Annotated in this window: 14 protein-coding genes and 3 pseudogenes; 9 read left to right on the forward strand and 8 right to left on the reverse strand. The window is 69.5% G+C overall.

What is annotated here, in order from left to right; translation table 11 throughout:
- Positions 1 to 173 precede the first annotated feature (173 nt).
- The 4 genes from ACWIHY_RS35750 to ACWIHY_RS35765 all read left to right on the forward strand — a co-directional run bounded on the left by ACWIHY_RS35750 (position 174) and on the right by ACWIHY_RS35765 (position 5,165).
- Positions 174 to 1,742: a hypothetical protein gene (locus ACWIHY_RS35750; protein WP_454380592.1), complete on the forward strand. Its 1,569-nt coding sequence runs from the start codon at positions 174 to 176 to the stop codon at positions 1,740 to 1,742.
- A 79-nt stretch (positions 1,743 to 1,821) separates the two neighbouring features.
- Positions 1,822 to 3,327 carry a hypothetical protein gene (locus tag ACWIHY_RS35755; RefSeq protein ID WP_454380593.1) on the forward strand — a complete coding sequence of 502 codons (1,506 nt, stop codon included), beginning with the start codon at positions 1,822 to 1,824 and terminating at the stop codon, positions 3,325 to 3,327.
- Entirely contained in the window at positions 3,305 to 4,267 is a 963-nt protein-coding gene (locus ACWIHY_RS35760) for a hypothetical protein (RefSeq protein ID WP_454380594.1), read from the forward strand. Before ACWIHY_RS35755 ends, ACWIHY_RS35760 begins: the two co-directional genes overlap by 23 nt.
- A 235-nt stretch (positions 4,268 to 4,502) precedes the next feature.
- Positions 4,503 to 5,165, forward strand: coding sequence for a GOLPH3/VPS74 family protein (locus ACWIHY_RS35765; RefSeq protein WP_454380595.1), 663 nt, complete (start codon positions 4,503 to 4,505; stop codon positions 5,163 to 5,165).
- Between the two features lie 335 nt (positions 5,166 to 5,500).
- Here the strand turns inward: ACWIHY_RS35765 and ACWIHY_RS35770 are convergent, their stop codons facing one another.
- From ACWIHY_RS35770 to ACWIHY_RS35780, 3 genes and pseudogenes are all read right to left on the reverse strand, one after another.
- Complete coding sequence (locus ACWIHY_RS35770) at positions 5,501 to 6,121, reverse strand: NAD(P)H-dependent oxidoreductase (RefSeq protein ID WP_454380596.1); 621 nt, start codon at positions 6,119 to 6,121, stop codon at positions 5,501 to 5,503.
- Positions 6,122 to 6,688: 567 nt separating this feature from the next.
- Positions 6,689 to 7,651, reverse strand: coding sequence for a nucleoside hydrolase (locus tag ACWIHY_RS35775; protein WP_454380597.1), 963 nt, complete (start codon positions 7,649 to 7,651; stop codon positions 6,689 to 6,691).
- 267 nt (positions 7,652 to 7,918) lie between these two features.
- A pseudogene (locus tag ACWIHY_RS35780) lies at positions 7,919 to 8,462 on the reverse strand (SDR family NAD(P)-dependent oxidoreductase); the annotation flags it as partial.
- Positions 8,463 to 8,621: 159 nt separating this feature from the next.
- Between ACWIHY_RS35780 and ACWIHY_RS35785 the strand changes: the two are divergent.
- Positions 8,622 to 9,080, forward strand: a complete 459-nt coding sequence (locus tag ACWIHY_RS35785; RefSeq protein WP_454380599.1) for a cupin domain-containing protein — start codon at positions 8,622 to 8,624, stop codon at positions 9,078 to 9,080.
- A gap of 539 nt (positions 9,081 to 9,619) precedes the next feature.
- On the opposite strand, the gene ACWIHY_RS35790 is transcribed toward ACWIHY_RS35785, so the two are convergent.
- The 3 genes and pseudogenes from ACWIHY_RS35790 to ACWIHY_RS35800 form a co-directional block, all read right to left on the reverse strand.
- The gene (locus ACWIHY_RS35790) at positions 9,620 to 10,852 is read right to left on the reverse strand and encodes a glycosyltransferase (RefSeq protein ID WP_454380624.1); all 1,233 of its coding nucleotides are present in this window, start codon (positions 10,850 to 10,852) and stop codon (positions 9,620 to 9,622) included.
- 196 nt (positions 10,853 to 11,048) lie between these two features.
- Positions 11,049 to 11,252: pseudogene (locus ACWIHY_RS35795) on the reverse strand (IS5/IS1182 family transposase); the annotation flags it as partial.
- 104 nt (positions 11,253 to 11,356) lie between these two features.
- On the reverse strand, positions 11,357 to 11,782 hold the full coding sequence (locus ACWIHY_RS35800; protein ID WP_454380601.1) for a VOC family protein: 426 nt from the start codon (positions 11,780 to 11,782) through the stop codon (positions 11,357 to 11,359).
- Positions 11,783 to 12,084: 302 nt separating this feature from the next.
- On the opposite strand from ACWIHY_RS35800, the gene ACWIHY_RS35805 reads away from it, so the two are divergent.
- Both ACWIHY_RS35805 and ACWIHY_RS35810 read left to right on the forward strand, forming a co-directional pair.
- Positions 12,085 to 12,531 (forward strand): SRPBCC domain-containing protein, encoded by a 447-nt coding sequence (locus ACWIHY_RS35805; protein ID WP_454380603.1) that lies wholly within the window; start codon positions 12,085 to 12,087, stop codon positions 12,529 to 12,531.
- Positions 12,528 to 12,896: an ArsR/SmtB family transcription factor gene (locus ACWIHY_RS35810; protein WP_454380604.1), complete on the forward strand. Its 369-nt coding sequence runs from the start codon at positions 12,528 to 12,530 to the stop codon at positions 12,894 to 12,896. Before ACWIHY_RS35805 ends, ACWIHY_RS35810 begins: the two co-directional genes overlap by 4 nt.
- A gap of 250 nt (positions 12,897 to 13,146) precedes the next feature.
- On the opposite strand, the pseudogene ACWIHY_RS35815 reads toward ACWIHY_RS35810, so the two are convergent.
- Together ACWIHY_RS35815 and ACWIHY_RS35820 are read right to left on the reverse strand one after the other, a co-directional pair.
- Positions 13,147 to 13,523 (reverse strand): annotated as a pseudogene (locus ACWIHY_RS35815) (YunG family protein); the annotation flags it as partial.
- Between the two features lie 63 nt (positions 13,524 to 13,586).
- On the reverse strand, positions 13,587 to 14,165 hold the full coding sequence (locus tag ACWIHY_RS35820) for a TetR family transcriptional regulator (RefSeq protein ID WP_454380605.1): 579 nt from the start codon (positions 14,163 to 14,165) through the stop codon (positions 13,587 to 13,589).
- A 99-nt stretch (positions 14,166 to 14,264) separates the two neighbouring features.
- Here ACWIHY_RS35820 and ACWIHY_RS35825 point away from each other — a divergent pair, with 99 nt between their 5' ends.
- Both ACWIHY_RS35825 and ACWIHY_RS35830 read left to right on the forward strand, forming a co-directional pair.
- Positions 14,265 to 15,248: an aldo/keto reductase gene (locus ACWIHY_RS35825; RefSeq protein ID WP_454380606.1), complete on the forward strand. Its 984-nt coding sequence runs from the start codon at positions 14,265 to 14,267 to the stop codon at positions 15,246 to 15,248.
- Between the two features lie 395 nt (positions 15,249 to 15,643).
- Positions 15,644 to 17,146, forward strand: a complete 1,503-nt coding sequence (locus tag ACWIHY_RS35830; protein ID WP_454380608.1) for an esterase — start codon at positions 15,644 to 15,646, stop codon at positions 17,144 to 17,146.
- Positions 17,147 to 17,316 lie beyond the last annotated feature (170 nt).

Raw genomic sequence — 17,316 nt, forward strand, 5'->3', positions numbered from 1 at the left:
CCTCCGGATACGGAGACTTGCGTCCCACCTGGACATCCCTCCCTGGACCATCAAGATCCATTGTCAGGGTGTCCACTCCAAAGGATCAGCCTCACAAGCGCCTGTGGCTGCGGCCGTGGCAACCCAGCTGGTGCCGCCTGCGCTATCTGCGCCATCCTCGCCGCTACCGCTGCGTGCTCGGCCTGCGGTACCGGAACGCCATCATCCTTGGAACCGCCGAAGAGACGACACAACAGTGGTTCGACAGAGGTGGGACGCAGGACGACAAGACGCGTAGTCGACTGGCGGATCTCCTTGCGCAACGCTGCTGGAGGGCGGCGAGCGGACTCGTATGCGGCGCCGAAGAGGAGTGGCTCACGAACGCACTGCTGCCTCCCTCGGAAAGGCGGAAGCGTCTCTCTGGCCATGTGACCGGATCGTCCGCCTCCGACAAGGAACTTGTTCGCCTGGTTTTCCAGCGAGCCGCGACGCAAGAGACGAACCGGCTTGCCGCAGATGATCGCTGGGCGCGGATCGCCGGCCTCTACTGGCCTGCCCGCATGCTGAATGTCCTGCGATTCCTCTCTCCCTTCTCCTACGTTCAGAGCTACATAGGCCCGCGGCAGGCTGTGACCAGAGGCGCCTTCCGCATCAACCAGGAAGTGTGGGCCCCGCTCCGTCTGGCATGGGCTGTCGACTGCATCCAGTCGCGAGGGCCGGTCGACCCGCGCGAGGGCTACGCCTGGCGCACCGGGCCCTTGGTGAGGACGTGCGTCCCGCCCGAGAAACTTGCAGCGCAGATCAACCAGGCCCGGAGCCGGCTGGTACTCCTGCGTCGCGTCCTTCCATGGTGTCGCCGCGGCGACTGGCTGACCCGCTACAACAGCGCTTGCGTGCACGCCGTGGCCATGAAGACGTGGAAACGCAACGAACACCAGGCGAAAATGCTCGCGGAGTTTGCTGTGGAAGAGCTCGAGCACGCGGTGCTGCTGCCCAAGGGAGGCTTCGCGACGGTGGAGCGGACCTGGATGGTCCACGAGGACCCGGACCTGGCGCTCCTGCGCGAGAATCCCCTGTTCAAGCACTTTGAACGGACGGCATATCCGGGGCTGGAGAAGAAGGCCGAGCCGCTCCCGAGCAACTGGTCCGCGGCGCAGATGAGGGCGTACGACCACCGGCTCCTCGAAGAAGCGGCCAATGTGATGCAACGGGTATGGACCCTGCGGGGCGTGGAGCCCAGCTTCGACATCCGGGTCGCAGCGGAGTGGCTCCAAAACGAATGCGACGTCTGGGAGTGTATGCAGAGGGTGACCGCTCCCGACCGGCTGGGCCACTGGGAGGACCGTGTGGAACTCATCGCCGCCGTCCGGCTCAGCAGCCGGCCTCTGCTCCCGGCCACGCTCGGATTCCCTCCCTCGATGCTGCCGGACGGGACAACGGAGAAAGACAGCAAGCGGATTCAAGAAGAGCTGCGAGACCTCCAGAACGAGCTGCAGAAGGACTTGGGAGGCAGCGGCACCCACTACGGGAAGCTCCGGACGGGGCAGGACGTCTTCAGCAGGGCGACGGCCAACGGCGTGGCCTGGCTGAACCCGAGGGCGGTGCACACCTTGTGTGCTGCCTACTCCGCTGTCTGGCAGACGCTTGCCGAATGGCTGGGCAGGGATCGCGCGGAGCGTCATTTCGCGGCCGCGCTCGGCAGGGTCCCCGTGCCCTCGGCGGACGGGCTCACCCAGCAGGGTGCCCCGAGGACCACACCCTGATCCGCGCCGGACGACGAAACAGACGACCTGGTCACGGGCCTCAGGAACCTCAGGAGCCTCGCCATACGTCGTACCGGGCATGATCGTCATACCTGATGCCCGGACGGCCGAGTTGTATGCACAGTGGTCCCGGGCCGGTGCCGGCACCGATCCGGCCGAGGCGGAGCCGCTCGCGCTCGACTGTGTGCGCCGACTTACCGCCGATCCCGGCGGTGAGTCGGCGCATGTGTGGGTGGCGGGGCTTGCGGAGATGGTCCGCTATCTCGCCTGGCGGCCGCGGCCCGAGACGGCGCGGGCCGCTGTCGCCGCGCTCGTGGCCGCCGCGTCGGCGCTGGACGCGACGGACTGTGGACACGAGGCGCATCCGTACGAGGAGGAGCTGGTACACCTCTCCGAGGACTCCTGGGGATCGGTGGGGGCCGCCGCCGACCACCTGATCGGGGAGCATCCCGAACACCCCCGGCTAGAGGGCGAGTTGTGCCCGGCCAATGTCGCGGGCATCGCACGCGTCACGGCCGATGTGATCGCGCCGTTCTCGGCATCCGGGATACCCGAGGCGGTGCCGGAGGAGCATGCGCAGTCGGTGCGGGATCTGAAGGAGATCCTCAACGACTACCCCGTCATCGAGCCCGCTCCCGAGATCGAGTCCAACACGGGCTACCTGTCCGACCATCCCACCCGGGGCGCGCTCGCGGGGTACGTCCTCACGCAGCATGTGACGGTTCCGTACGCCGTCCACCGGATCACCCTACGTCCGGTCTTCGACGCGATGATCGAGGGTCTGGAGCGGGCGCTCGGGCTGCTCGGCGATGCGGGCGGCTGTGCGCACGCGGACGGTGAGCACCCCGACGAGGACGACCTGTACTACGAGTCGGTGGCCGAGATCGGCTTCCATGTACGCAGCCCCGGCGGGCGGGCCGAGCTCGCCGGATGGTTGGAGGAGCCGGCCGACGTATGGGTGTGCCCGGAATATCTGCGGGGTCTCGCCCAGGAGGCGCTGGGTGAACTGCGGTCCGCGCACGAGGAATTGTTCGGCGTACGCGACACCAGCGGCCTGGCCGCCGCGTTCGTACGGCCCGACGGGCACCTCGACATCGGTGCGCTGACGCAGACGTTCGTCGACGCCGACGACCTCGACGACTCCGGCGTCGCGGGCCAGAACGCCGGCCTGTGGGCGGCACGCCGACACGCGGAGGCCACCGACCCGCACGAGCGGCTCGTTCTGCTTCACCTCGCCCTGTGGGCTGCCTCGGTCTTCGACCTGCCGTACGGCGTGGGGCGCGAGGTGCGCGCTCTGCTGCGGGGCGTCGACCCCGGGCCGCTCGATCACGACTGCCCGCACGGCGGCGGCCATCCGGACGCGGATCTGCGGGAGTCCGGGCACCGGCGCAAGGTGTTCAAGGCGCACCTCGATCACCTCTACGCCCCGGCGGAGTTCGGGGCGCCGGAAGGCGCGTACCCCGTCGACGTATGGGCCTGTGAGAGCCTGCTCGCCGACTGGGCGCGGGACCCGATCGTCGCGATGGACGAGCGGTACGAGGAGATGGACGAGGAGGATGACGATGACGGATCGATCTTCCGCTGAGCGGGCGGACGAGCTGGTCGACGCCTGGGACGAGATGAGGGAGTACGTCGACCACGAACCGCAGACGTACGAGCGGCTCGTCGTCGAGTGCGCCCGTGAACTGGCCGCCGATCCGCCCGGGCCTCCCGCATACACCTGGACGCTGGGTCTGGTCCTCGCGCTTCCGTACCTGGCTACGAGGAAACCGGAGGACGGTGACGTCGGGGCGGCGTTCGACGCGGCGCAGGCTGTCGACCGGGCGCTGCGGGACGCGCCCTGCACGCACCAGGGCCACCCTTTCCAGGGCGACTTGGAGGGGGAGCTCGGGAGCATGGCGGACGTCCTGCGGGAGCTCGCCGACGACGGGAGGCCCTGGACGGACCTCAGGCCGCGCCACGCATGGCTGTGCCCGCGCAACGTCGCCGGGCACGCGCGCGTGGTGATGGAGTCGCTGCGGCCCGGCTCGGCCGACGACGTACCGCCGTTCCTGCCGTTCGAGGACCGGTACGAACTGGAGGGGCTCACCGCGATCATGGAGGGCTATCCGCTCGCCAGGACTTTCGACGTGGCCTGGGACCTCTCCTTCGCGGCCTCCGCGCTGCAGGAGGCGGCGGACGACGAGCTGGCCGGCCGGGTCTTCGTGGCCACCGCCGTCGCGTGGTACGTCGAGGCCGAGGCGGACGACGCCGACGCGCAGGAGCTCGTCGACGAACTGGCGGACGCCTTCGAGCGCGCGATCGGCCTCCTCGACGACGGGCCCTGCCCCCATGGCGCGCACCCCGACCTTCCGAGCGACACCACCGAGGCTCTGTGGGTGGGCATGCATCTGGCGAGCGCCCGCGGCCGCGCGGCGTACGAGAAGTGGCCCGAGCCCTGGGCCCCGCCCCTCGACACCGCCCTGTGTCCGGCGTTCGTCGCGGCCACGGCCCGCGACTCCCTGACACGGCTGAGGAACGACTGATGACGTACGAACAACTGGTCCGCTCCTGGAGCGAGTCCGGACAGGACGATCCCGGCGGAGAGCTCGCGTATCAGTCGGAGTCCGGTCCGGGAGTTACGGCTCGATCCGCGCCCACTGCACGCCAGTCAACGACACACGCGGACCAACGATCCGATGGTCCGAACGGAACCTCCTGGCGGTTCCGGGCATCTGATCATAAGAAAGTAATCACAGGGTGGGCGCGGGGGTAGTGGGTATGGCGATCACATTGGCCGAGGAGATCATGCTGCTGTCTCTGGACGACGAGTCCGGGTCGGCGAAACAGCGGCAGGCCGCGGGGTGGGCGGTGTCGGGAGGGATCCTGCTCGAACTGGTCCTGGCCGGGCGGGTGTCCGTTGCTGGCAAGCACCTCGAACTGACGGACACGACGCCGACCGGGGACGAGTTGCTCGACAGCCGGACGGCACTGATGGAGACCTGGCTGCGCGGTCGCAAGAAGCGACGTGTGACGGAGTGGCTGACGAAGGACCAAGCGAAGGCCGTCGGTGCCGCTCTGGAGAGCCTGTGCAAGCGCGGAGTGGTCGCGGAGGAGAAGCACAGGGCCCTCGGTGTGTTTCCGATACGCCGCTTTCCCGAGACCGACGGCGCCGTCGAGGCTGAGTTGCGGGAACGGCTCCGCGCCGTCGTACTGGACGGCGCGGAGCCGGACACACGGACGGCGGGGCTGATCGCGCTGATCCACTCCGCCAAGCTGCACCGCTTGGCCTTTCCCGACAACCCGCGCAAGGAGGTCGCCGCGCGGATGGGGGAGGTATCCGCGGGGCAATGGGCGGCCGAGAGCGTCCGCGCTGCCATCCGCGACATGCAGGCAGCCATGGTCGCGGTCACCGTACTCACGGCGGCCACGGCCGGGAGTTAGACCATCTCTTCCGGATCGTCGGGCGGACCGGATGAAGATGCCTGCGATGCGGAGTCCGGCGAGGCAGATGGTCGCGGTTCTCGCAATGGCGGTTGGTGAGGCCGGCGTCATTGCTACAGGCGGTCGAGGCACCGCTCGACGGTGTGGCGCTGTTTGTATGTCTCGCGGTCGAAGGCCGGTGGCCGACCGCCTCGGTTGACTGCCGAGTCGGTCGGCCGTAGGCCAAGAGCCTTGAGCCGGGTCCCGGGCTGCCCGCGCAGGCGGGAATCCGCAGTCGGGCCCGTTGTCGGCGTTCGCACGAGTCGAGACGTGCACAGAGCTGCGTACGCCGCGCTTCAGGTCAGGAGTGCGGCTGCCTGCCGGCGTGCGTGGTCCAGCCAGGCCGCGCGTTCCTTATCGGCTGAGTCGGTGACGGTTCGGAAGACGACCCGGCGCACGTCGGAGACTCCGACGTACGGCAGGACACACGCCGACCAGATTCTTTGCAGCGGGTCACCGAATTCGCTCTCTTCCCGGTCGGCGGGAGTGTCGGAAGTGTTCAGCACCAGTGCCCTGCCCGCCTTCAGGAGCCCGGCGGGTTCGCCCCCGGCCGTACCCAGCTTGTAGGCGACGCCAGGCGCGAGTACGCGCTGCACCCAGCCCGTGAGGACAGCGGGCGGCATGCCCCACCAGTTCGGGTGGACGAACACCATGGCATCCAGGGTGGCCACCTCCGTTCGGTGCAGCGCCACCTGCGCGTCGGGGGCGCCTGCCGCCGACGCGACCGTCTCTGTCTCATCGGCGGACAGCAGCGGTGCGAACCCTTCAGCGCAGAGGTCATGCGCCAAGACCTCGGATCCTCGCCTGCGCAGCTCGTCCACAACGGCGTCGAAAACCGCGTGGTTGAAGCTCCCCGCCCGCGGGTGTGCGAGATACACACCTGTACGCATTCTTCCCCCAGTCGACACAGACATCATCGGCTACCCACGTACGCGGCGGTGCACAGCCTCGTACACGGCTGATCGTCATTATCCGTCAGCCCCTTCGCGCGACAGCCGATGCCAAGATCACTGCGCAACCGTGGGCCGTGGCTGTGCCACGTGGCCGGTGACGCGGAGCCGGTCCGCTGACCCGATGTCGACGGGTCGGGCTCTGGCGTCGAATGCACCCTGTTTCGGAACAGGGTGGGGGAAGCTCGCTCACGGGCCAATCTCGGATCTCCCACGTTCCCCCATGTGACTGTGGCAACGCACCGGACGACGACAGGTTCATGAACTAAATGGACTACACCGACGACGTAGCCATGTTCATGTTTACGGGAGGCCAAGTGGCACGCATGGACGCCGCGCTCGACAACGCCCGGCTGTCTCTCACGCGTCAGGCAGTCTCGGTGTGACAGTTGCTCAGTTGTACCTCTTCCCCTGGGGCCGGCGCCCTCACATCCTGAGACGGGTGCGTGACCACGCTGTCTGTCGTGGCCTGCTCCGGGGGGAGGGAGTCGGGATGTCCTCGTCGGATGTCCTCGTCGGCTGTCCTTCAAGCTCCTACGGCTGCTCGACCGTCGTCAGCCACAGGCTCACGTACCGCTCCGTGTCCACACCCAACGCCACGTCCACGAGCGGTTGTTCGCGGACGCGCTCGTGGATCTCGGACTCGCCGGGGCGCGGGCGCCGGTCGATGACCGTCTGTCCCCGTGCCGGGCCCGGAGCCAGGCTCACCTCCACCGGCAGCAGCTCGGTGGTGATCCCCGCCGGGTCGACGACGGCACAGACCGCGCCCGCGTCGCCGAGCCCGCCTGTGGGGGTGGGGTCGCCGGAGGTGGCCGGGTCGCGGTGGGCGAGGAGTTCGCCGGCCAGCCGCAGGCGGGGCTCCGCACTCGCGCGCAGTCGCTGGACATCGGCTGCGGGTACGAGCACCCTCTTGAACACGTCCAGGCCGTACATCGTCGTCGGCACCCCGGCGGTGAGCAGGATCGCGGCCGCCTCCGGGTCGTGCCACACGTTGAACTCCGCGACCGGTGTAGCGTTCCCAGTTGCCACCGCGCCGCCCATGAACACGATCCGGTCAATGTTCCGTACCACCTCCGGGTGGGTGCGCAGGAGCAGCGCGATGTTCGTCAGAGGCGCCATGGGGACGAGCGTGACCGGCTGCGGCGAGGCGAGGATTTCGCGCCGCAGGAGCGTCACCGCGTCCACGTCGACCGGCCTGCGGGTCGGCGCCGGCAGGCCGAGGTCGCCCATCCCGTCCTGCCCGTGCACATGCCGGGCCGACCGTACCGGCTCGATCAGCGGGCGCTCGGCCCCCCGGGCGACCGGGATGTCACCGGCGCCAGCCTGCTCCAGCACGGTCAGTGTGTTGCGGACCACACCGTCCACGTCGGTGTTCCCGGCCACGCAGGTCACGGCCCGCACGTCGAGCCCCGGGTGCCGTACGGCGAACAGCAGGGCCAGGGCGTCGTCGACACCCGTGTCGCAATCGATGATCACCGGGATGGGCTGACCGGTCACGGCAGCGCTCCTTTCGTTACGCGTACGGAAGTGACCTTACGCAGCCGCCTGCACTTCGGCCCCCACAGTTCGGCCCCGCGATCCGCGACCGGGCGGCGATCCGGTCGCGGAGCTCCGCCCCGGCACGGCCCCGGCCGCCTCCCGCCTGTAAGCCCTGCGCCCTTGACCGTCAGGGCCTGGTTGCCCGTCAGGGGCATCATCGCCGACCCGAGCAGGTCACCTCGCTGTACGGGACGGGGGAGAGCGTCGCGTGCAGGCAGCCGCCATAACGCCGAAGTGGTCGAGCATGATCTCCGAACGCATCCATCCTGGCGTAAGCGCCACTGCCGTGGCACCCCGCGCCCCAGTTCGCGGCTGAGCGCGAAAGCCATCCTGAGCACCGCGGACTTGGCGAGGTCGTAGAAGAACGAGACCCCCGGTAGGTGTCCTGGTTGTACTGGGCGGGCGCCGTCGGTCATCTCGACCACAAGCCCGCCACGGTTTCGCAGCAGGAGGGGGAGAGCGCAGTGGCTGGTGATCGCGTGGGTCTCCACCGCGAGCCGAAGCAGCCGCAGCCCCTTGTCGAGGTCGTGCTCCCACACGGGGGTGTCCCTCGCGAAGAGGTGCTCGCCGCCCCAGATGTCGTTGACCAGGATGTCCAGCCTCCCTTGTGCGGCTGCGATGAGGTCCACCAGATGGTGGGCCCCCGTGTGCTGCGGCCGGTGACATAGACGGTGTCCCCGGCCGCGCCGAGCTCGACCGCGATGCCCCTGCCGGCCCCCCGCGTCCCCCCTGCGACGAGTGCGACCTTGCCCTCCGGTGCTGCAGACATGTGTGCCCTTCCGTATCGGCGCCCTGAGTCGTACCGAGGCCCGGGCGGACGGCGGCGACACGATGGTTGCTCGGAAGCCCGACACCCTCTGTCGGGTTTTCCCCGCCGGTCCTCGTCACTTAACGGAGGGATCGCTCGCGCTGCAGCACAATGCGGAGCATGACCGACACTCCTGCTTCACCCCTGGTCGGACTTCTCGGCCTTGAGCCCCACATTGAGGGCGGCTGGTTCGCGGAGACCTGGAAGACGGCCGGGTCCACCACACCGGACGGCTACCCCGGTCCGCGTGCGTACGCGACTGGCATCTACTTCCTGCTCCATCCCGGTGAGGAGTCCCGCTGGCACCGGGTGCGCTCGGACGAGTTGTGGCTGTGGCACCGCGGTGGCCCACTGCGGCTGTCCCTGGGCGGTACGGGCGACGCTCCGGCGAGCGATCCCGAGCATCTCGTCCTGGGCCCCTCGGTCGAAAACGGTGAGCGGCCCCAACTGCTGGTCCCGGCCGGGTTCTGGCAGGCGGCGCGACCTGCGGGCGACGAGCCGGTACTGGTGACGTGCGTGGTGGCACCCGGCTTCCACTACGACGACTTCACACTGGAAGCTGCCGCCCACAGTCAATAAGCGACGGCTGCGCTTCCACACACACCTCCGGTGTTGCCGAGGCGGCCAACGGCGCGCCGGCCGCGCGGTCGCCCCGTCCTGAAGGCGCCGCACGGCCAGGCTCGACCCTGCTGACCGGCCCGAGGATTTGCCAGCCCCCGCGCGGCCGCCCGGTATGTGGTGGAGACGCCGATGTGGGTGCGGGTCGAGCCCTCCCTGACACCTTTCGGCAAGTACGCAGACACGGCGGCCCAGGGAGCGTCAGGCCCACCGCCACCGCCACCGCCACCTCGACTTGGACGTCACCTGACACACACCGCAGACTGCCGCCGCACTCACCCGAACCGGAAGCGGCACGAAGAGCCCGTCGCCCCACATGGGGCGTCCGACCAAGAACTCCCGGCAGAGTGATCCTGGAGGCCGGCGCTCTTGCTCGCCGGTGCTACGACGTCGGACCGCTGCCGCGTAACTCCGCCGAGAATGCCGGTCTCTTCGGGCATGCCGAGGTGGCGGTGCACCCGGCGCCGGGCACCGACCCTGGCTCGACGATCCCGTGTGGTTCACGCGGACACTGGCGGCCTCGCTCCGCTGATCGCGTCGAGCAGCAGCTTCGCCGCCACCGTCGTCCCGTCGGTGCGGATCGTGCCGGCCACGGCGGTGGCTCGGGCGCGGGTCCCGGGGCTCAGGGCTGTCCTGAGCGCGGCTGACAGGGACTCGAAGGTCGGGGTCGGACCGTCGTGTGCCGCGCCGATGCCCAGGTCGGCCACCTGGCCGGCCCAGTACGGCTGGTCCGCGCCCTGGGGTACCACCACCTGTGGCGCGCCGGTTCGGGTGGCGGTCGTCGTAGTGCCCGCGCTGCCGTGGTGTACGACGGCGGCCACCCGGCGGAACAGTGTCTGGTGGTTGACCTCGCCGACGGCGAAGCAGTCGTCCTGCTCGTCGACAGGGGCCAGCTCGGCCCAGCCGCCGGAGACGACTGCGCGACGACCCTGCGCGCGGATCGCCTCGATGGCCACCCGGGCGAAGTCCTTCGGGGCGCTGATGGGCGTGCTGCCGAAGCCCACGTACACCGGTGGTGTGCCGGCGTCCAGGAACCCCACCAACTCGGCGGGGAGCGGGCGTTCGTCGCTCAGGACCCACGCGCCGGTCTGCACCACGTCGAGGTCCGTCGGCCGCCACGGGGCCAGGATCGGGTCCGTGGCCAGCCACGGCTGGTCGGTGAAGGCGTAGTCGCGGACGTTGTCCACCGGTGGCAGGCCGATCGACGCCCGCTGGGTGTTGAGCACCTCGCCGAACATCGTGTTCGCGATCTGGGCGTCCAGGGCCCACAGCGCCCGGTTGTCGGTCTCGTCCGGCGGCAACGGCCGGCCCCTCCGCGCGGGCGGGCGTCGGTGCGGCGTCGGCAGGATGACCGGCTGGTGGCTCACGTGCACGTAGCGGATGCCCAGTTTCTCGGCCACCGACCGCGCGCCGGCCGTGGCCGGCAATGGGCCGGTCGCCACCAATGCATCACATCCCTCGGCCGCCGCGGCGACCGTGTCGAACTGCGCGGCCATCAACTCGGCCGCACGCTGCGGCAGGCCCACCGCCGACCCCGGCGTCACCGAGGTCACCAACTGGCGCACCGGCCGGCCGGTCGGCACCACCGGCACACCGGCCTCGGCCAGCCGCTCCGCGAACTCATCGTCAGGCGGCGCGCACACCCGCGCCTCCGCGCCGAGTTCCCGCAACCGCACCGCGAGTCCCGCAATCGGTTCGACGCTCCCGCGCGACCCATACGTCGACAACAACACACGCACTTCGCGACTCCCAATTTCCACAGGCTCTGGCCTCGATCGGCGATTTTGCGGCACGACCCGGGTCTTGCCGCAAGCCCCCCTGTGCGCTATATGTTGAGAGTGGAAAGGGGTGAGTACTCTCCCTTTCCCTTAACGTCCGCGGTGGACGGACAACCTCCTCGCGAAGCGGTGGCGCCGTACGGCGGTACTCCTATCGGCGTGAGCTCAGGCGACGCCGGCAAAGCCGTGTGCATCGCAGCGTGAGGAACGCTTCGTAGCTGTCGTCCCCCGCGTCTCTCCCAGCGATCCGCAGGCGGCGGAACCAGTGCGGGTGAGTGAACGCCCGCTCCACAAGCCAGCGTTGGGTTCCCAGGCCGGAACCGTGCTCGGTTCCCCTGCGGGCGATCACCGGCTTCGCACAGAGCGCCTTACGCCCGCATGCGGGAGCCGTCGACCGCTGTACGGGAGAAAGTCCACTGAACCGCGATGTTGCCCAGCCAGCACACAAAAGGGCTGTGTTCAGAGGACCGGCTCACCGATGCCCAGCAGGTTTCCCTCGCTGTCATGGAACCAGGCGGCCCGTTCCCCCCGGGCGCCCTTGCTCCGGTAGTTGCCGTCGATCTCGGCGATCCCGTCCCTCGTTCGGAAGCCGGGCGCGTCGACCTCTTCGAACACGACGCCGCGCTGCCTGAGTTCCGCCACGACGGTCTCGATGTCGTCGACCTGCCACCCCATCTGAGTGAACGTGCCGGGCGAGGCACCCGTCGACTTGAACAGGGCGAACTCCGTGCCTCCGCACTGATACAGCAGCCCACCGGGCCGTTCGTCCACGGGCTCCAGGCCGAGCTGCTCGGCGTAGAAACGCCGTGCGCGGGCCAGGTCCTGTGCTGGAAGCCTGGTCGCCACGCGACCCCTGGCCAGGGTGTCTCTGCCGTCTGCGTTCATGCCTCCACTGTGCCGTTCCACTGGCTGAAGAGAAGGGCGACAGGCGCGCGTCATGGCTCGCGCTCACCCAAAGATCCTCTGTCCCTGCCCGACTCGTGGCAGCTTGAGCGCCACTCATCGACGTCCGAGCAGGGTCACGGTTCGCACCCAGGATGCTTCCGTCATCGCGGGCCGGCGATGAGTGCCTGGTGCAACCGATTGAAGCGACACCCGACCTATGTGCAACCTCAGAGTTGCACCAGGGGAGTCGACGTGCAACTCTGGAGTTGCAATTCACTTGCGGCGATGAACGGAGTCACCTCATGAGCGATGACCGGATCGAACGTGAAACCCTGATCGATGCGCCCCTGGAGCGGGTCTGGTCACTGGTGGCCCAGCCCGGCTTCTGGGTGGCCGACAAGGCGAGCCTGCCCGGCACCGTGGCGAGGGAAGGAGAGTCGATGGTGGCGAAGCACGCCGAGCACGGCGACTTCCCGGTGCGCGTGGAGAAGGTCGAGCCGCCGACCTACCTGGCGTACCGCTGGACCAGCGCCTTCCCCGGAGAAGAGCTGCGCGAGAACAACAGCACCCTCGTGGAGTTCACGTTGGCCCAGGAGGGCGGCCAGACGCGGCTGCGCGTCGTCGAGAGCGGGTTCGCGGCCCTGGTCGGGTCCGAGGAACTGCGCAGTCAGAACCTCAAGGACCACAGCGAAGGCTGGCCCCTGGAGCTCGACGCGCTCAAGACGCGCGCCGAACAGCCCTCCACATGACGGAAGAACGTGACGGTGCCGCCGAGGTCGTCGACAGCGTCCTCGGCGCGCTGGCCGACCCGACGCGACGCCGGCTGCTCGATCTGCTCGCCGCACAGGGCGAGGCCACCGCTACGACACTCGCCGAACGACTTCCCGTCTCGCGGCAGGCGGTGGTCAAGCACCTCGCCGTACTGGACGCCGCCGGGCTGGTCTCCGGCGGCCGGGTCGGGCGCGAGGTGCGGTACGCGGTGCGGTCGGCGGCGCTCGACGCGACGGCGCGGTGGATGTCCGCGCTGGCGACCGACTGGGACCGGCGGCTGGCGAACATCAAACGCGTCGCTGAGGCAGCGGAGCGCGATACGAGAGCGACACGAACCGACTGAAGGGACCGTCCGCGTCTCCGAGGTCGGGGGTCGGCCGCTGCATCGAGCAAGCCGTCGTAGGCGTTGCGAAGCGCTGTCGCGTCGGGGTGGAGCGCCGACCGTAAACTGACTCTTCTTCGCAGCGTCGACGCAGCGGTCGCATGGTTGCTCTCGGTGTCGTCGTCGGCTCGCGGTCAGGCTTCGACAACCGGATCTCCCTCGACGCCTGCAATCTTGACGGTGGCTGCGCAGACCGTTGTCGGCTGCCGTTCAGCGTCTCCAGGACACGGTCGCGGAGCAGCTCGTACTCCTCGCGGAGCCTGCGCCACTCGGTCACGGGCGGGCGGAGAATGATGTCGCCTCCCGTCACGGTCTCCTCCGCCCGGACTGCTCCCGGGTGAGATCGATCTCGATGTCCATGCCCGGTCGGTTCCACCAGTGGTAGTCCGCGAACTTTCCGTCGACATGGACTTCTCCCCGGATCAGCTCGCCTCCCAGCAGATCATTGAGCACCATGGCGGTCACCCCGCACTGGTCCCGAGCCGGGTTGTCCCTGTTCCAGCGCGATCGGTACTCGGGCGTGAACGTCTCGGCGCTCCAGCTACTGCGAACGGCGCGTTCGATGTCGGTGAGAAGCCACGGTGTCATGCCGGTGATCCTCCCCGCAGGCACTGGCAGCAGCCGGACGGGCCTGACGGAGGCGGCAAGCAGCTACCCGGGTGGTGCGGTGATGCGGCGTACGGACTCGACGACCGCTGCCCGGTGGCGGGCGAGCTGCTCGGGTGGCCAGTCGGTGCCGGTCTTGCCCGCTGCCGGGCCGCCGACTGCGCTGAACCATGCCTGCGAGAGGCTCATCACCAGCGTCAGTACGTCGGTGGCGTCCATCGCGTTATCGATCCGGCCGGTCTCCTGTGCCTGCCGCACTGCCGCGATCTTGTCCCGGTAGGACGCCGCCTCTGTGTCCGTGGGCGTGGGGCGTTCCAGTTGCTTCCACAGCACCAGGCGCATCAGCGAGGGCCGTTCGACGAGGTGATCGAAGACGGCGCCCGCGTAGCCGGGCAGGCCTTCCGCGTCGAACGGCACGGACTCCGAGCCGGTCTCCAGTGCCCGCTGGAGCACGGCGTCGAAAAGCTGTTCCTTGTTGCCGTAGTAGACGTAGATGAGCCGCTTGTTCGCCTGCGCGGCCTCGGCGATGCGGTCGACCCGCGCACCGGCGATGCCGTACGTCGCGAACTCGGAGAAGGCCGCGTCGAGCAGGCGGGCCTTGGTCGCGCTGGAATCCCGTGCCATGTCTCGCACCCTAGCAAGTAACTATCTGGTTATTGACATCGGAGAGGTGGTGGCGGCATAGTCTAACTATCCGGTTAGTTACTTATGGAGGAGATCACCATGGAGATCCGCACACTGGGCACCCACGGGCTGAAGGTCGGCGCCGAGGGCCTCGGCCTGATGGGCATGAGCGCCCACTACGGAGCCACCGACGAGACCGAGGCCCTCGCCACCATTGACCGGGCTCTGGAGCTCGGCGTCACCCTTCTCGACACCGCAGAGGGCTATGGCCCCTTCCGCAACGAGCAGCTTCTCGGCAAGGCGCTGGCCGGCCGCCGCGAATCCGCGGTGATCGCCACGAAGACCGGCGTCGAGTTCACCGACGAAGGTGCTTTCCGCGGCCACAACGCGACGCCCGAGTACATCCGGCGCTCCGTCGACCGCTCTCTGCGCCATTTGGGCACCGACCACATCGACCTCTACTACCTGCACCGCATCGATCCGAACGTGCCCGTCGAGGAGAGCGTGGGCGCCATGGCCGAGCTGGTCGCGGCCGGCAAGGTGGGCCACATCGGCCTGTGCGAGGCCGCGCCCTCCACCGTCGCCCGGGCGCACGCCGTCCATCCGCTGGCGGCCGTGCAGACGGAGTACAGCCTCTTCGAGCGCGGCATCGAGCACGACGGTGTCCTCGACACGCTGCGCGAGCTCGGCATCGGGCTCGTCGCCTACTCGCCGCTCGGCCGGGGATTCCTCTCCGGCGCCATCACCAGCCCCGACGACTTCGCCGACGACGACTTCCGCCGCACCGACCCCCGTTTCCAGGGCGAGAACTTCCACCGCAACCTCGCCGTCGTCGACCAGGTGCGCCGCCTCGCCGCCGACAAGGGCGTCACCCCCTCGCAGCTCGCCCTGGCCTGGACCCTGCACCAGGGCGCGGTGCCCATCCCGGGTACCAAGCGCCGCCGCTACCTGGAGGAGAACATCGCCGCCACAGCCGTGACGATCACCGACGCGGACGTGGCCGCCATCGACGCCGTCGCCCCGCACGGTGTGGCTTCTGGCGACCGCTATGCCCCCGAGCTGATGGCGGCGCTGAACGGCTGACCGGTCCACGGAGTCCGGGCCCGCGGCCGTCAGGACAGCCGCCGACGTGCGACGAGGGACCGCCACGTGGCACCCGGGCTGAGGCCTTCCTGCGTCGGGCGGCTGTCAGGTGAGGCGTACAACCCTTGGCGGACTTCGGGTGTCTTGTAGGCGAGTGCGGTACGGGTATTGCCCTCGCCGCACTGCCCAACGGGGGAGGCCGCACCTGATCGCACGCCGTTGCGCGGTGGGCGCGGCGGTGTTCTCCGGCGCACCACAGCTCCAGCACGCTCTGTGCTTCGGTGTCTGGCTGGGGAACTGGCCGCGCACCTCCGCCGACCGCCCCCTACCGCGCACAATCCACTGCGGCTGAGCTGGACGCCGTAGGCAACGTAGGCGACCAAGGAGGTTCTCCCGTGCGTCACATCAGAAGCGCGGCCCTCGGGGCCGCGGCACTCCTCACGCTCGGTGGCGGTGCCGTGTTCGCGGCCCCTGCCGCGCAGGCCGCAGTGCCCTTTCCGTCCATCGGCTGGCAGCAGCGCAATTGTGACTTCGACGGCAATGGCTTCGACGACGTGCTGATCGGCGCCCCGGGCGCCACGGTGAGCGGCGCCACCGGCGCCGGCCACGTCACCGTGCAGTACAGCTCGTCAAGCGGTCTGAGCACCACCAAGAAGAGCGTCCTGCACCAGAACACCTCGGGCGTCCCGGGCGGCGCCGAGGCCGGCGACGGCTTCGGGCAGGCCGTGGCCTCCGGCGACCTGGACAACGACGGCTATGACGACGCGATCGTCGGCATCCCCGGAGAGGACCTGGCCGGTCTTTCCAACGCGGGCGGCGCCACCGTCTTCTGGGGCTCGCCGACCGGGCTGCACGGGGCCGACAGCACCTGGCTGGAGAACGTCGGCCAGTTGCGGGCCGGCGCGAACTTCGGGCGGGCGCTCGAAGCGGCCCGGTTCTTCGCCCCGGACCCGGCGGACCCGGACGCCGACCTGCGCGACAGCGTTGCCGTCCTGGAGAACGACACATTGCTGTTCTTCACCGCCCCGCCGGGGGCGGCGGCCCAGCAGTTGAAACGGGCCGACAAGGGAGTCCAGGCTCTGGACGTGACCCCGCTGGAGAGCGGCTTCGCGTTCCGGAGCCTGAGCCACGGCAACTACAACGAGGATTCCTGGGCGGACCTCGCGATCTCCGGGGTGACCACCGGCGACCAGCCGGGCATCGGCGCCACTCAGGTGCTGCACGGCGCGCCCGGCATCGAGGCGCTGGGGGAGGGCGGCGTGTTCGAGGGCGGCCCCGCGGTCGTCTCCAGCGACTTCAACCGGGACGGCCAGGACGACCTGGCCATCGGCGACACGGGCGTAGGCTCGCCGGTCGGCGGTTCCGTCTCCGTCCATCTTGGCAAGGGCGACCTCTCGGGGCTCGACCCGTCCCCGGCGCAGACGTGGACGCAGGACTCCCCGGGAGTCCCCGGCGGAGCCGAGGCCGGCGACCGGTGGGGCGCCGAGATGTCCTCCGGTGACACCAACGGCGACGGCTTCCCGGACCTCGCCATCGGCGCGCCCGGGGAGGACATCGGCTCCGTCGCCGACGCGGGTGCGGTCTGGGCGCTGCGGGGCGCACCGGGCGGGCTGACGGCGACCGGGGCGCGCAGCTTCGACCAGAACCACCCCGACATCCCCGGCGGGGCGGAGGCCTCGGACCGCTGGGCCGGCCAGGTGCGGCTGATCGACGCGAACAAGGACGGCCTCTCCGGCCTGCTGGCGGCGGCACCGGGCGAGAACACCAACGACGGCTTCGTATGGGTCATCCCCACGTCGTCGTCCGGACTGGTCGCCAAGGGCACGTGGACGTACGACGGGACACGCCTCGGGGCGCCCGTGGCCAACGCGCAGTTCGGGGCGGCGGTCGACGAGTAGCGGAAGCCTTGAGGAACCGGGACACGGCATCACGCGGAACGGGCGGTCCTGCCGGAGCCCGGCAGGACCGCCCGTTCCGCGCTTGCGGCGTTACGTAGCCCATTGGAGCCCGAGTTCGGCGAGCGCCTGTCGCTTGTCGGTGGTGAGGTCGGCTCGTCCGGTTTTGGTGT

This window comes from Streptomyces sp. NPDC055287 (assembly GCF_053646035.1).